14 protein-coding genes are annotated in these 14,574 nt (G+C 69.8%); 1 reads left to right on the forward strand and 13 read right to left on the reverse strand.

The genetic code is table 11. The features are described from left to right. On the reverse strand, positions 1-1,251 hold a 1,251-nt coding region (locus AC04L7_RS03425; RefSeq protein ID WP_475512526.1), incomplete at its 3' end, for a DEAD/DEAH box helicase. A gap of 400 nt (positions 1,252-1,651) precedes the next feature. Between AC04L7_RS03425 and AC04L7_RS03430 the strand changes: the two genes are divergently transcribed. Beyond that, positions 1,652-2,416, forward strand: a complete 765-nt coding sequence (locus AC04L7_RS03430) for a Crp/Fnr family transcriptional regulator (protein ID WP_296282179.1) — start codon at positions 1,652-1,654, stop codon at positions 2,414-2,416. A gap of 79 nt (positions 2,417-2,495) precedes the next feature. Here AC04L7_RS03430 and cydC read toward each other — a convergent pair whose 3' ends face one another. The 12 genes from cydC to ccoN all read right to left on the reverse strand — a co-directional run. Continuing rightward, entirely contained in the window at positions 2,496-4,202 is a 1,707-nt protein-coding gene (gene cydC, locus AC04L7_RS03435; RefSeq protein WP_436000508.1) for a thiol reductant ABC exporter subunit CydC, read from the reverse strand. After that, positions 4,199-5,878, reverse strand: coding sequence for a thiol reductant ABC exporter subunit CydD (gene cydD / locus AC04L7_RS03440; RefSeq protein WP_299345817.1), 1,680 nt, complete (start codon positions 5,876-5,878; stop codon positions 4,199-4,201). The genes cydC and cydD overlap by 4 nt, the downstream gene beginning before the upstream one ends. Before the next feature lie 8 nt (positions 5,879-5,886). Further along, a complete protein-coding gene (locus AC04L7_RS03445; RefSeq protein WP_475512527.1) occupies positions 5,887-6,612 on the reverse strand; it encodes a sulfite exporter TauE/SafE family protein in 726 nt (241 codons plus the stop codon). Continuing rightward, a complete protein-coding gene (ccoS, locus tag AC04L7_RS03450) occupies positions 6,602-6,796 on the reverse strand; it encodes a cbb3-type cytochrome oxidase assembly protein CcoS (protein ID WP_299345851.1) in 195 nt (64 codons plus the stop codon). The genes AC04L7_RS03445 and ccoS overlap by 11 nt, the downstream gene beginning before the upstream one ends. Beyond that, the gene (locus AC04L7_RS03455) at positions 6,793-9,165 is read right to left on the reverse strand and encodes a heavy metal translocating P-type ATPase (RefSeq protein WP_299345854.1); all 2,373 of its coding nucleotides are present in this window, start codon (positions 9,163-9,165) and stop codon (positions 6,793-6,795) included. Before AC04L7_RS03455 ends, ccoS begins: the two co-directional genes overlap by 4 nt. 8 nt (positions 9,166-9,173) lie before the next feature. After that, positions 9,174-9,689, reverse strand: coding sequence for a FixH family protein (locus AC04L7_RS03460; RefSeq protein WP_299345856.1), 516 nt, complete (start codon positions 9,687-9,689; stop codon positions 9,174-9,176). Further along, entirely contained in the window at positions 9,686-11,278 is a 1,593-nt protein-coding gene (locus AC04L7_RS03465) for a 4Fe-4S dicluster domain-containing protein (RefSeq protein WP_299345859.1), read from the reverse strand. Before AC04L7_RS03465 ends, AC04L7_RS03460 begins: the two co-directional genes overlap by 4 nt. 82 nt (positions 11,279-11,360) lie before the next feature. Then, a complete protein-coding gene (locus tag AC04L7_RS03470; protein WP_056880835.1) occupies positions 11,361-11,657 on the reverse strand; it encodes a hypothetical protein in 297 nt (98 codons plus the stop codon). Continuing rightward, entirely contained in the window at positions 11,654-12,589 is a 936-nt protein-coding gene (ccoP, locus tag AC04L7_RS03475) for a cytochrome-c oxidase, cbb3-type subunit III (RefSeq protein WP_299345864.1), read from the reverse strand. The genes AC04L7_RS03470 and ccoP overlap by 4 nt, the downstream gene beginning before the upstream one ends. Beyond that, positions 12,586-12,726, reverse strand: coding sequence for a cbb3-type cytochrome oxidase subunit 3 (locus AC04L7_RS03480; protein ID WP_093489888.1), 141 nt, complete (start codon positions 12,724-12,726; stop codon positions 12,586-12,588). The genes ccoP and AC04L7_RS03480 overlap by 4 nt, the downstream gene beginning before the upstream one ends. Before the next feature lie 3 nt (positions 12,727-12,729). Then, positions 12,730-13,350, reverse strand: coding sequence for a cytochrome-c oxidase, cbb3-type subunit II (ccoO, locus tag AC04L7_RS03485; RefSeq protein ID WP_475512528.1), 621 nt, complete (start codon positions 13,348-13,350; stop codon positions 12,730-12,732). Between the two features lie 12 nt (positions 13,351-13,362). Further along, the coding region (ccoN, locus tag AC04L7_RS03490; RefSeq protein WP_475512529.1) for a cytochrome-c oxidase, cbb3-type subunit I at positions 13,363-14,574 on the reverse strand (1,212 nt) is incomplete at its 5' end.

Genomic DNA, 14,574 nt, shown 5'->3' on the forward strand with positions numbered 1-14,574 from the left:
GTGCGGGCGACGCGCATGCTTCTGCGGGCCGTTGCGACGCGGCGTACGCTCGCCGGCCGGCTGTTCGGCCTTGCCCGGTGCGCTGTTGCCCCAGCGGATCGGGGTCTGCGGCTCGAAGCCCGGCACGTCGCGCAGGTCCACATCGCGGCCCAGCATGCGCACGATGGCGCGCAGGTACTTGGCTTCGTCCTGGGCGACGAGCGAAATCGCCTCGCCCGTCGATCCGTTGCGGCCGGTGCGGCCGATGCGGTGCACGTAGTCCTCGGCCACCATCGGCAGGTCGAAGTTGATCACCTGCGGCAGCTGGTCGATGTCGATGCCGCGCGCCGCGATATCGGTGGCGACCAGCACGTTGATGCGGCCGGCCTTGAAGTCGCTGAGCGCGCGCTGGCGGGCGCCCTGCGACTTGTTGCCGTGGATCGCCGCCGTCTTGATGCCGCTCTTGTCCAGGAACATCGCCAGCTTGTCGCTGCCGTGCTTGGTGCGGGCGAACACCAGCGTCTGCAGCCGGCTAYCCTTGGCCAGCAGGTGCAGCAGCAGGTCGCGCTTGCGGCTGCCATCGACGGGATGCACGCGGTGGGTGATGGTCTCGGCCACCGTGTTCTTCGGCGTGACCTGGATCTGCTTCGGGTCGTGCATGAACTCCAGCGCCAGTTCGCGGATCGGCTCGGCGAAGGTGGCGGAGAACAGCATGGTCTGGCGGTTCTGCTTGGGCAGCTTGGCCAGGATGCGCTTGATCGACGGCAGGAAGCCCATGTCGAGCATGCGGTCGGCTTCATCCAGTACCAGCACCTCGATGCCCGACAGATCCACGCTGCGGCGCTCGAGGTGGTCGATCAGGCGGCCCGGGCAGGCGATCACGAGATCCACGCCACGGCGCAGCGCGTCGAGCTGGTTGCCCATGCCGACGCCACCGTAGATCGTGGTGCTGGGAATGCGCAGGTACTTGCCGTAGCCACGCAGGCTGTCGTGCACCTGCACGGCGAGCTCGCGGGTGGGGGTCAGCACGAGGGCGCGCGGCTTGCGCGGGCCGCGGGCGGCGACTTCCTGCGGGGTGGTGGCGAGGTACTGGATCAGCGGCAGGCCGAACGCAGCGGTCTTGCCGGTGCCGGTCTGGGCGCCGGCCAGCAGGTCATGGCCAGCCAGGGCCAGCGGGATGGCCTGTTCCTGGATAGGCGTGGGCTGGGTGTAGCCCTGTTCGTCGAGGGCGCGCAGCAGGGCGGGCGCAAGGCCCAGGTGTTCAAACGTCATTGTCGAAGCTCCAAAGCCGGCCGGCCGGACACGCACGCCACGCCGGCACAGCGATGTGCGGCAGCGAAAGACGCGCGGAATGCGGCAAGACCGTGACTCGAAGCGTTCCCTGAAACCGCGCTGCGAGAAGGGGTGCGGAGGCGCCAAAAACGGCGGATCCGAGCTTGCGCAACGAAAGAAGTCGGAGCGGGGCGGGCGCGGGAACTCGCGGGGAATTCCCTGCGCCGGCGGACCATCGGGGAAAYGAACGGCCGCAGGCAAGCGGCGCGCACTGTACCCGAATCCGGGGCTGAATGGGGGAACGGAGGCTGAAACCCGCGTCTGCGACCGATTGTCGCACGGCCGGAAACCTTGATTTGTCAGGCGTATCATCCCCCGGGAAGACCGAGAAGCCGCCGCCATGAGCCTTCGCATCCTGCGCCAGAACGACACCCCGGTGGCCAGTCCGCCCGCCGAAGGCGTCGTGTGCCAGGCAGCCCGGGGCTGCAGCGGGTGCCTGGTGCGGCACCTGGCCGTCTGCGCGGCCCTGCCGGTGTCCAAGGCGCATGCGATGGAGGCGCTGGCCGATGATGCGCGGCTGAAGGCGGGCGAAGCGCTGGTGCGCGAAGGCGAACCGCGGCGCGGCGTGTTCACCGTGACCAAGGGCGCGCTGCGCCGCATCCGGCTGCTGCCGGATGGTCGCCGGCTGGTGGCCGGCTTCCTGATGCCGGGCGATTTCATCGGCTTCTCCGGTACCTCGCACTACAAGCACACGATCGAGGCCATCACCGACAGCACGTTGTGCGAGTTCTCGATGGCCGACATGCGCAGCCTGTGCCACGACCATCCGGAGCTCGAGCGCGAACTGCTGGAGCGCGCCTGCCTGGAACTCGATGCCACGCGCGGCAACCTGATGGCCCTCGCCCGGCTCAATCCGATGGAGCGGCTGGCGGGCTTCCTCGTCGACATGGCGCAGCGCCGCCGGCGGCAGGGCCAGGACGACAGCGAAGTGATCCTGCCGATGACGCGCACGGACATCGCCGACTACCTGGGCCTGACCGTGGAGACCGTCAGCCGCAGCTTCACCCGCCTGCGCCAGGAAGGCAGCATCGCCACCGACGATCCGCACCACGTGCGGCTGCTCAAGCGTGAGCGCCTGGACGCGTTGGCCGAAGCGCGGGCCTGAGGGGTTCGGGATGTGAAGGGGCGCTGGTTGTGGGAGCGACGTAAGTCGCGAAGGCGCACCGGGAAAGCCCTATCGCGACTTACGTCGCTGCCACATCCGACGGCATGGGCTGTTCCCGTACCAGTCTCCCATTCCGCAACCGGTAGCGCGTATCCACCACGCCGTCCGGCAGCGTCGCATGGCTGATGATCAGTACGCTGCGGCCTGCGCAGGCTGCGGCGACGTCGCGCATCAGCGCATCGGCCGTGTCCTGGTCGAGGCCCTCGGTGGGTTCGTCGAGCAGCAGCAGGGGGGCGTCGCGCAGCAGGGCACGCGCCAGGGCCAGTCGGCGCGATTGGCCAGCCGAGAGCGTGGCGCCGTTCTCGCCCACCCAGGTGGCCAGGCCGGACTCGCGGAAGCGGGTGTCCAGCTTCACCTGTCCAAGCACCTGCCATAGCCGCTCATCATCGGCATCGGGATCGCCAAGGCGCAGGTTCTCGCGCACGCTGCCGGAGAACACCGGGGCATCCTGCGGCAGCCAGGCGATGCGCGCGTGCCAGTGCGCCGCGTCCAGCGACGCCACCTCGTCGCCGGCGAACAACACGCTCCCCGCCTGCGGTGCCTGCAATCCGAGTACGAGCGCCAGCAGCGAGGATTTGCCTTCTCCGCTGTCGCCCGTCACCAGCACGCGTTCGCCGGGCGCGACATGCAGTTGCGCGCCGTCGAGCAAGCGTCGCGTCGAGCCCGGCCAGGCGAATGACACGTCGTCCAACTGCAGCGCACCGCATGCGGCCGGGGTTCGCGCGCCGGTGGTCACGCGGCCCGTCGCGGTCGGATCGTCCACCACGTGCTGAAGCCGCTGCGCGGCGACCGCGGCCGCACGCCAGGCCTGCCACGCCGGTGCGATCGCCGTGCAGGCTTCCAGTACGGCGACCGTCATGAAGAACAGGCCACCGGCTGCCGCGGCACCGATGCGTCCCGCGTGCACGGCCGACAACAGCACCCAGAGCATCGTCGGCAGCGTCAATGCGGTCGCCACGCCATGTGCCAGCGTCGCCAGCGCCAGCCGCTGCTTGCGCCGGAGTTCCCAGCGGGCGACGTCACGGCTGCGCGTATCCAGTGCTGCAAGCCATGCCATGGTGGCGTCCATCGCCGCCAGGTCCTGCTGGCCCTCGGTGCCTTCCTTCACGGCTGCGCGCAGGCGCATGCGCGCAGCCGCGCGTTGGTCTTCGAGTGCGGCCGCGCTGCGCACGGACAGCCAGGGCGCCAGCGCGGCGATCGATGCCAGCGCCGTCGCCAGCACCAGCCCTGCAGCCGGCAGGGCGGCGGTGGCCACCCCGGTTGCGATCAGGCACAGCGAGAGCACCGCGAGCAACGGGCCGACCGCCCGGACGAGCAGGCCGTCGACCGCATCGATATCTGCCATGAGCCGCGCCATCAGTTCGCCGATCCGATAGCGTCCGAGGCCCAGCGGCGCCAGCGGCAAGGCGCGGGCGAAGAACCAGCCGCGCAGGTCGCGCGCGATCCGCAGCGTCACATCGTGGCCCAGCAGTTTTTCGCCATAGCGCGACAGGATGCGCACGAAGGTCAGCGCTCGGATGCCGGCCGACGGCCCGAAGAAGTTGAAGCCGATCGCGGCGCTTCCGGCCAGCGCGGCTGCCGTGAGGAAATGCCCGGACAGCCCGAGCAGTGCGGTGCCTGCCAGCAGTGTCAGCAGCAGCAAGCCGATGGACAGGGCGATGCGCGGTCGGTGCGCCACCAGCACGCTGCGCAGCGTGTCCGCGTCCTTCTCCGGGCGTGCGGTCATGGTGTTCCCTCCTCCACCTGCAAGCGCCTGCCGCGGACATGCCATCTCCCGGTCATCGCGGCCTGGGCCGCCGCGCTGTGGGTGGCCATCACCACCGCGCGTCCGCGTGCGAACTGCGTGATCGCGCGCAGCACGCGGGCTTCGGTATCGGGATCAAGGAAGGCGGTGGGTTCGTCGAGCAGCAGCAGGTCGGGATCGTGCAGGAACACGCGCGCCAGGGCGACGCGCCTTGCCTCGCCGCCGGACAGCCCGAAGCCGCGTTCGCCGATCACCGTGTCCAGCCCGTCCGGCAGTCGTGCCGCGAAGCGCATGACCTGCGCCGCGCCGGCCGCCCGCTCCAGGTCGGCATCGCTGGCGTCCGGTCGCGCCATGCGCAGGTTGTCGCGCAGCGTGCCGGCGAACAGGAACGGACGTTGCGGTGCATAGCCGATGCGCAGGCCGGACGCACGCTGCAGGGTGCCCGCGTGCGCGGGAAGCCAGCCAGCCAAGGCTTCCAGCAGCGTGCTCTTGCCGTCACCGCTGGCGCCTGTCAGCGCGATGTGCTGGTCGCGCTGCAGGTGCAGCGTGATGTCGTGCAGCGCATCGTGCGTGGCGGCGGGATGGCGCAGTGCGGCGCCGTGCGCGCTGACCAGCAATCCGGGACGTGCTGGCACCGCTCCGCAAGTAGCGTGCAACGTTGGGCGTGCAGGGTCGTCCAGCAGCAGCGCGAGCTCATCCATCGCCGCCAGGGCGGCCGCACGGTCGTGGTAGTGCGTGGCCAGCCGCCGCAGCGGCGCGTAGAACTCCGGTGCCAGCAGCAGGCAGAACACCCCCACGCCCAGGCTCAGGGACGTATCGCGCAGGTCGAGCATGCCGAGGTAGGTCAGGCCCAGGTACAGCGCGATCATCGCCACGCTGAGCGAGGCGAAGAACTCCAGCACCGCCGACGAGAGGAAGGCGATGCGGAGTACGCGCAGGCTGCGCACGCGCAGTTCCTCGGCCGCGGCGCGGATGCCCGTGAGCTCGGTTTCTCCGCGCCCGTACAGGCGGATCAGTCCCAGCCCGCGCAGCCGATCTGCGAAATGCCCGCCCATCCGAGTGAGCGCCTGCAGCTGGCGCTGGCTCGCCGCCTGCGCGCCCCAGCCGACCAGCATCATGAAGACGGGCACCAACGGCATCGTCAGCAGCAACACCAGGCCAACGGCGCGGTCGACCACGAACACCGCCAGCAGGATCGCAAGTGGCACGGCCACAACCTCGGCGCGCAGCGGCACGAAACCGCCGAAGTACCCCTCCAGCGCATCGACGTGCGTGCCCATGCGTTCGGCCAGCGCGCCGCTCTGCTGCGAGCGCACCCACACCGGTCCGCGGGCGACCAGTCCGCGCGCGACGCGGGCGCGCAGGTCCACGCGGATGCGCTCGACGGCGTGGTCGGCCAGCCGCCGGCTGGTCCACCCCAGACCTGCGCGCAGCAGGAGTGTCGCCAACAGCGCGGCCAGCGGGGCCAGCAGCGTGACCGGAGCGGCGCCGTCCACGAGCGCGCGCTGCAGGCAAAGCGCGATCAGGGCGGCCTGCGGCAGCACGAGTACGCCGCCGGTGACGCCGCAGGCAGAAGCGGCGCGCAACGGGGTACGGGCGATCCCGCCGAGCGACGCCAGGCGTGCTTTTGCCGTCGCGCCCGCGGGCGCGTCCTTCATCCGTGCGCTCACGCCGGTAGTGGCTGGCAGCCAAGCGCGGCGAGCACGCCGTGCAGCGCGGGATGCCGCATCAGCCACGGCGAGGCGATCGTCAGCAGGCCGGCGAAAAGCACGAACGCGGCCGCCGCGCGCCGCACCGACGTGCGCTGCCAGTGGCGACCGAGGCGCGCGCCGGACCACGTCAGTGCGACCATCATCGGCAGCGTACCCAGCCCGAACAGCGCCATCGTCAGCGCGGCGTCGCGCGCGTTCGCCTGCAGCCAGGCCACTGTCAGCAGGCTGAGGCTCAGTCCGCACGGCAGCCAGCCCCACAGCGCACCCGCGGCGAGACGGCGCGGCAGCGTGTCCGCCGGCAGTACGCGCGCATGCAGCGGACGGAGCGCCTGCCACACCCTCGCACCCGGGCGCGCGAGGACATCCAGGCGACCGCGCCGGTCGAGCAGGCGCAGCGCCAGCACCACCAGCGCCAGTCCCACGCCGACGCGCATGGCGAGCACGGCGGTGTCGTGGCGCGCCAGCGACAGCAGGCCGCTGCCGAAAGCGCCGACCAGCGCACCGGCCAGCGTGTAGCCGCCGACGCGTCCGAGGTTGAGCTGCAATGCGCTGCGCCAGCCGGCGCGGGACGACGCCGCCGAAAAGCCGGTGGCGATGMCGCCGCACATGACCGCGCAGTGCGTGCTGCCCACCAGGCCCGCCAGCAGCGCGGCGAGCAGGACGGGAATGTCAGGGGCCATCGTCGCCTTCGCGGCGCGGTGGGGCGACAGGCGGGCGCGGCTGCGCCGGTCCGTCGTCGAGGATGTCGAGCGCGGGCGTGTCGAGATCGTCGAACTGTCCCTTGCGCACCGCCCAGGCGAATGCGGCGATCGCCAGGCCCAGCAGGACCAGGCTGATCGGCAACAGCATCAGCAGGATGTTCATGCCGCCGTCTCCGTGGAGGTGCGCGCCAGTCGCAACGCATTGAGGGTCACCGCCAGCGAGGATACCGCCATGCCGAGCGCGGCGATCCAGGGCGTCACCATGCCGGCCGCCGCCAACGGCACGGCGAGCAGGTTGTATCCGGCGGACCAGGCCAGGTTCTGCTTCACCAGGCGCCGCGACAGGCGCGCGATGCGCACGGCGTCGGCAATGCGCAGCAGCGACGGACCGGTGGCGACCAGGTCCGCGGCCTGCTGCGCCAGCGGTGCGCCTTCGCCCATCGCGATCGACACGTCGGCCCCGGCGAGCACGGGCGCATCGTTCAGGCCGTCGCCGACCATCGCGACGATGCGGCCCTCCGCCTGCAGCTGCCGCACGCGTGCCAGCTTGTCTTCCGGCGACTGGCGCGACTGCACCGAATCGATGCCGAGCGTGCGCGCCAGTCGCTGGACCGCATCGTCGCCGTCGCCGCTGGCGAGGTGGATGCGCATACCCTGCGCACGCAGGACCGCGATGGCGGCGGCCGCATCGTCGCGGGGCGTCTCCTGGAGGGTGAAACGGGCCACGCCGTGCTGGCCGTCGCCCAGCCACAGCGCACCGTCGTCGTTGCGCGCCGCGGCCCAGTCGGCGCGCCCGACGCGCCACCGGCGTCCCTCGACATCGCCCTCCACGCCCAGGCCGGCGTACGTCACGACGGACGCGGCCAGGTGGCGCACGTCGATGTCGGCGAAGGCGCTGGCGATCGGATGTCCGCTGTCCTTCTCCAGCGCCGCAACGACGCGCATGGCCGACGCAGCGTCCAGGTCGGTGTAGGCCTGCACGTCGACGCGCGCCGGGCGCCCGTCGCTGAGCGTGCCGGTCTTGTCGAACACCATGTCGGTGGCGCGCGCCAGCGTATCCAGCGCGTCGGGCCGCGTCGCCAGCACGCCGCAGCGCGCCAGTGCGCCATGCGCGGCCGCGAGCACCGCCGGCACCGACAGCGACAACGCGCACGGGCAGCTGATCACCAGCAGCGCCAGCGTCACTTCGAAGGCGCGTTCGGGCTGATACAGGCGCCAGCCGAAGTAGACCAGGACCGCCAGCGCCAGCAGGCCGACGACGAAGTGGCGGCCGATGCGATCCGCGAGCCGGGCCAGCGGCGGCCGATGTCCCTGCGCGCGATCCACCAGCGCCGCCAGTTGCGACAGGCGCGTCGCAGTGCCCGTGGCGGTGACACGCAGGCGCGCGGGTCGCTCGCGGCAGGTGGTGCCGGCGTAGACGGTCTCGCCGGCCTGACGGCGCACGGGGCGGGATTCGCCGGTCAACAGCGCTTCCTCGAAATCGGCTGCGCCGTCGAGCAGCGTGCCGTCGGCAGGCACGCCTTCGCCGGCCGACACGCAGACCACGTCGGCCACCCGCAGCGCCGATGGCGGAACCGATTCCCGCGTGCCGTCCCCACGCTCGCGGATCGCGAACACCGGTTGCGCCCGCGCCAGCGCATCGACCTGCGCGGTGGCCACGTTGCGCGCGCGTTGTTCCAGCATGCGTGCGGCCAGCAGCAGGAACACGAACATCACCGCTGCGTCGTACCAGACATGGGTGCCGCCACGGATCGTCTCCACCAGGCTGGCGAAGTAGGCCAGCAGGGTGGAACCGGCAATCAGCGTATCCATGCCGACGTGGCGCGCGCGCCATTCGCGCGCCATCCCGGCGAGGAACGGCCAGCCGCTGTAGAACACCACCGGCGTGCTGACCAGAAACGTCAGCCAGCGGAACAGGTCGCGCGTGGGCAGCGGCATGGTCGCGTTGACGTCCAGGTACAACGCTTCGGCCAGCATCATCGCCTGCAGCGAACCGAGGCCGGCCACGCCGAGCCGCAGCAGCCAGCGCCGGCGTTCGGACAGGCGCGCCTGTTCGCGCGCGTCGCCGGTGGCCAGGTAGGGCCGGTAGCCGAGCATCGCCAACCGGTGCAGCAGCGCGGAGAGCCTGGTGCGCGCCGGATCCCAGGTGATGCGGATCCGGCCGGTGACTGCGTTGGCGGTGGTGTCCAGCACGCCGGCCTCGCGGGCGAGTGCGCGATCGATCAGCCAGGCGCAGGCGGCGCAGCGCATGCCGTCGGTGAGCAGCACGATCTCGCGGCCACCGTCGACGGCGCGGCTGTGTTCGTCCAGCAACTCGCTGCGGTCCCAGCTCTCCAGGTCCAGCCGGTCGGCCTGCACGCGGTTGGCGTTCGCGCTGCGCAGGCGATAGTAACTGCCGAGATCCGCGTCCTGGATCCAGGCCGCTGCGGCGGCGCATCCGCCGCAGCAGAAGGCGTGGTCGCCCGCCGTGACCGGATGCCCGCTGGCGACCGGTTCGCCGCAGTGATGGCAGGACACCACGGGCGCGTCCATGACAGGGCTCAGCCGCCTCCGAGCGACGGTGCGAGCCTCGCGGCCTGCGTGTCCTTCTGCAGGCGGCCGCGGATGCGCCAGTGGGAGTTCTCGGGCGCGAGCTGCAGGTTCCAGTCGTGCCGCGTGTCTATCCGCGCCGGCGCCGTCCATCCGCGGGTCGTGCGCGCCAGCGGCAGGCGCAGGTCCTGCGCAGCGTCGGTGGGATGCGTCAGCACCAGCACGAGCGAGGCCTCGCGTGCGAAGTCGCCGGTCACGGCGGTCAGCGCCACGTGGTCCGGGCGGATCTGCACCAGAGCGCTCAGCTTGCGCTGCCGCGCGCGTTCGTCGGGCCCCAGGTCTGTGGTCTGGATTTGCGACACGCGCTGCACGTCGTCGATGACGGGATCGGCCCCGCCCGCGCGCACGGCGGTGATCACCAGCCAGATGCCGGCGACGACGGAGGCGAGCGGCAGGCCCCACACCAGCCACACCATCGGTTCTTTCCAGAACGGGCGCGAAGCGGGGGCGTCGGGTTTCGTGGTCATTGGATCGGTCCGAAGTAGCTGCTGTCCACGGTCTTCTCGGTGCCGGCATCGACGTCGCGGACGGTGAACGTCACGGCATGGCGGCCGCGCAGGCTGGCGGGAGCGGTGGCGGCGACGGGCAGCGACAGGACCTCCTCGGGCTCGGCACGCACCGCCAGCTCGCCGCCGCGCAGGCGGATGCCGGGCGAGGCCGACGACAGCATGACGACATAGCGATGCGATTGCTGGTCCTTGTTGACCAGTTTGAGGGTGTAGCTGTTCTCGACCTGGCCACCGGCGACTTCGCGATACAGCGCGTTGCGGTCGCGCAGGACTTCCGCGATCAGCACGTCGCGGTTGAACACGCCCCAGCCCCACGCCATCACCAGTGCCAGCAGGATGGCGCCATAGACGAAGATGCGCGGCCGCAGCACCTTCGACGGCTTGCCGTCGATGGCATTCTGGGTGGTATAGCGGATCAACCCTTTCGGGTAGCCCATCTTGTCCATCACGTCGTCGCAGGCGTCGATGCACGCACCGCAGGCGATGCACTCGTACTGCAGGCCGTTGCGGATATCGATGCCGGTCGGACACACCTGCACGCAGATCGTGCAGTCGATGCAGTCGCCCAGTTGTTCGGGGACGAACTTCGGCAGCGGCTCGATCACCGCGCCGGCACCGGCGAAGGTGATGGTGCCGTGCGCACCGAGGCGCTGGTCGGCGAGGCTGGGATGCGCGGCGGCGCGCATCACGTAGTCGTAGGCGGTGGTGTTCTGCAGCAGGCCGCGCGCGCGTTCCAGCACGCTGCCCAGGCCGCGCTTGCGCGGGCCGCGCGGTTCGCCGCGCATCGGGTCGTAGGCGATGATCAGGGTGTTGCGATCGAACATCGCGGCCTGGAAGCGCGCGTAGGGGCACATGTACTTGCAGACCTGCTCGCGCAGGAAGCCGGCGAAACCCCACGTGGCCAGCGCGTAGAAGAACACCCAGAAGGTTTCCCAGCCGCCCCAGGCGAACGGCCACAGGCGCGCGCCCAGGTCGGTGATGGGCGTGAAGAATCCGACGAAGGTGAATCCCGTCCACAGCGCGAACACGGCCCACAACACGTGCTTGCCGCCCTTGCGCAACAGCTTGTTCGCGCTCCAGGGCGCCGCATCCAGCTTCATGCGCGCGCTGCGGTCGCCTTCGGTCCAGCGTTCCATCCACAGGAACACTTCCGTCCACACCGTCTGCGGGCACGCGTAGCCGCACCACAGGCGGCCGGCGAGCGCGGTGAAGAAGAACAGCGCCATGGCCGCGATGATCAGCAGGACCGCCAGCAGCAGGAAATCCTGCGGCCAGAACACCAGCCCGAAGACGTAGAACTTGCGCGCGGGCAGGTCGAACAGCACCGCCTGGCGATCGTCCCACTTCAGCCACGGGAACACGTAGTACATGCCCAGCAGCCACCAGACGGCCGCCACGCGCAGGCGGTTGAGCGTGCCCGCCACGTCGCGCGGATACACCTTGCGTTCGCTGACGTAGAACGAGTTGCCCTGCGCATCGACCACATCCAGCGGGATGCGGCGCTTGCTGTCGGAGGCGGGGGAGGGAGGCGAGGCTGGCGTGGACATGGCAGTGTCTGTCTTGGCTGGCATCATGCTCGCGCCGCGCGGGCGCGCGAGGGAGCGACGGTTTGTCGCAGGCAGCGCTTGCTCAGTCCGGCGGCAGCGCGCGGTTGAAGCGACTCGCAGGGCGCAGCAGGATCCAGGTGAACAGACTGCTGGCGGCCGTGGCGAGCCAGAACATGAAGAAACCCAGCGTGTAGCCGAGTTCGCGGCTGATCGCCAGGTCGGGGAAGGTCATGTCGCGCAGCGTCAGCGGGTCGACGAAGGCGAAGAACACCATCGTCGCCACGCCGGCGGCGAAGAAGCTGGGCCAGAGCACCGCCCCGACGCGCTGCGCGAGCGGCCGGGGCGGGTGGTCGAGGCGGGGCTCGGTGAAATCGGTCATTTCGCGCCGGCTGCCGCCTGACCCTCCTTGTGCGAGAGCGACCAGACGTACGAGGCCACGAGACGCGCGCGGGTTTCGCCCAGCAGCTCACGGTGGGCGGGCATCACGCCATGGCGACCCTTGGTGATGGTGGTGCGCATGCTTTCCTTGCTGTTCCCGTACAGCCAGTAGTCGTCGGTCAGGTCGGGCGCGCCCAGTTCCTGGTTGCCCTTGCCGTCCACGCCGTGGCAGGCCACGCAGAGGCCATCGTACAGCGGCTTGCCCTGGGCGGCCATGAAGTTGTTGCTCATGCCTTCCTGCGGGTTGTTCAACACGTTGACGTAGGCGACGACGTAATCGACCGCGTTCTCGCCGCCCATGTTGGTCAGCGCGGTGCCCCATTCCGGCATCACGCCTTCGCGACCGTCCAGCACCGTCTGCAGCACGAGGTCCGGCGTGCCGCCCCAATGCCAGATGTTGTCGGTGAGGTTGGGATAGCCGATGGCGCCCTGGCCCGACGAGCCATGGCAGGTGGCGCAGGTGTTGTTGAAGATCGAGCGGCCCAGTGCCAGCGCCTTCGGATCCTGGGCGAGCTGGTCGATCGACTGTCCGGCGAAAGGCGCGAAGGTCGCTTCCAGCTTCTTGTCCTGCACCGCCTTCACTTCGTCGTGCTCGCCGGTGGACGACCACTTCGCGTAGCCGGGCACCACGCCCAGGCCGCCGTACCAGGCGATGTAGCCGATGCTGAAGACGATGGTGATGTAGAAGAGGTTGATCCACCACTTCGGCAGCGGCTTGTTGTACTCGGTGAGGTCGCCGTCCCACACGTGCGAGGTGTCTTCGGGTGCGGGGTCGCCGGGACGACGGCGTCCGGTCCACCACAGCAGCCACACGCAGCCCAGGATGTTCAGGACGACCAGCGCGACGATGAACCAGATCCAGCCTGCGCTCATGGGTTGTTCTCCCCTTCCTCACCCAGCGGCATGCGTGCCGCATTCTCGAAATCCGCCTTGCGGCGCGGGCTCCACGCCCACGCCCAGCCGGCGATGAACAGCACGATCAGTGCCCCTGTCACGATCCCCGAAACCATGGCTCAGCCTCCCCTCGGCGCGGCCTTGCCCAGCCCTTGCAGGTAGGCGACCACGGCGTCCAGTTCTGTGCGGCCTTCGACATCGGAGGCGGCGTTGTTGATCTCTTCGTCCGTGTACGGGTCGCCGATGCGCTGCAGCGTCTTCATGCGCTGGGCCACCTCGGCGCCGTCGACCTTGGCGTTTTCCAGCCAGGGGAAGGACGGCATGTTCGATTCCGGCACCACGTCGCGCGGGTTCAGCAGGTGCACGCGGTGCCAGTCGTCGGAGTAGCGACCGCCGACGCGGGCCAGGTCCGGTCCGGTGCGCTTGCTGCCCCATTGGAACGGGCGGTCGTAGACCGATTCGCCGGCCAGCGAATAGTGGCCGTAGCGCTCGGATTCGAAACGCAGCGTGCGGAYCATCTGCGAGTGGCAGTTGTAGCAGCCCTCGCGGATGTAGATGTCGCGGCCCGCCAGTTGCAGCGCCGGGTAGGGCTTCACGCCTTCCAGCGGTTTGATCGCCTCGGCCTGGAACATCAGCGGGACGATTTCGGCCAGGCCGCCGAAGGACACCGCCACCGCGATCAGCACCGCCATCAGGCCGACGTTCTTCTCGACTTTCTCGTGCGAATTTCCGTTACTCATGTCGTCGGCTCCTCAGGCGCGCGCTTGGCTGGCATCGGGCTGCAGGATCGGCTGCGGCGCGACGGACTTGGCTGCCTGGAAGGTCTTCCAGGTATTCCAGGCCATCAGCAACATGCCGGTGAACACCAGCAGGCCGCCGCCCAGGCGGACCAGGTAGTAGGGGTAGGTGGCGTTCAACGCTTCGACGAAGCTGTAGGTCAGCGTGCCGTCGGCGTTGGTGGCGCGCCACATCAGGCCCTGCATGACGCCGGCGATCCACATCGACGCGATGTAGAACACCACGCCCAGCGTGTGCAGCCAGAAGTGCGTGTCGATGGCCTTGACCGAATGCATCTGCTCGCGGCCCAGCAGCTTGGGCAGCATCGCATAGACCGAGCCGATGGTGATCATCGCCACCCAGCCCAGGGCGCCGGCGTGCACGTGACCGATCGTCCAGTCGGTGTAGTGGCTCAGCGAGTTGACCGTCTTGATCGACATCATCGGACCTTCGAAGGTCGACATCATGTAGAACGACAGCGAGACGATCAGGAACTTCAGGATCGGATCCGTGCGCAGCTTGTGYCACACGCCGGAGAGCGTCAGCACGCCATTGATGGCGCCGCCCCAGCTGGGGGCCAGCAGGATCAGCGAGAACACCATGCCCAGGCTCTGCGCCCAGTCCGGCAGCGCCGTGTAATGCAGGTGGTGCGGGCCGGCCCACATGTAGATGGCGATCAGCGCCCAGAAGTGCACGATCGACAAGCGGTAGGAGTAGACCGGGCGTCCGGCCTGCTTCGGCACGAAGTAGTACATCATCCCGAGGAAGCCGGCGGTCAGGAAGAAGCCCACCGCGTTGTGGCCGTACCACCACTGCACCATCGCGTCGACGGCGCCGCTGTAGATCGGGTAGGAGTGCAGCAGGCCGCTGGGCAGGGCCAGGCTGTTGACGATATGCAGCAGCGCCACGGCGATGATGTAGGCGCCGAAGAACCAGTTCGCCACGTAGATGTGCTTCACCGCGCGCTTGGCGATGGTGCCGAAGAACAGCACGGCATAGGACACCCAGACCACCGCGATCAGCACGTCGATCGGCCAGATCAGCTCGGCGTATTCCTTGCCCTGGGTCAGGCCCAGCGGCAGCGACACCGCCGCGGCCACGATGACCAGCTGCCAGCCCCAGAACACGAACGCCGCCAGCTTGTCCGAGATCAGCCGCACGTGGCTGGTCCGCTGCACCACGTGCAG

This window comes from Pseudoxanthomonas sp. LjRoot204_2, assembly GCF_056175765.1.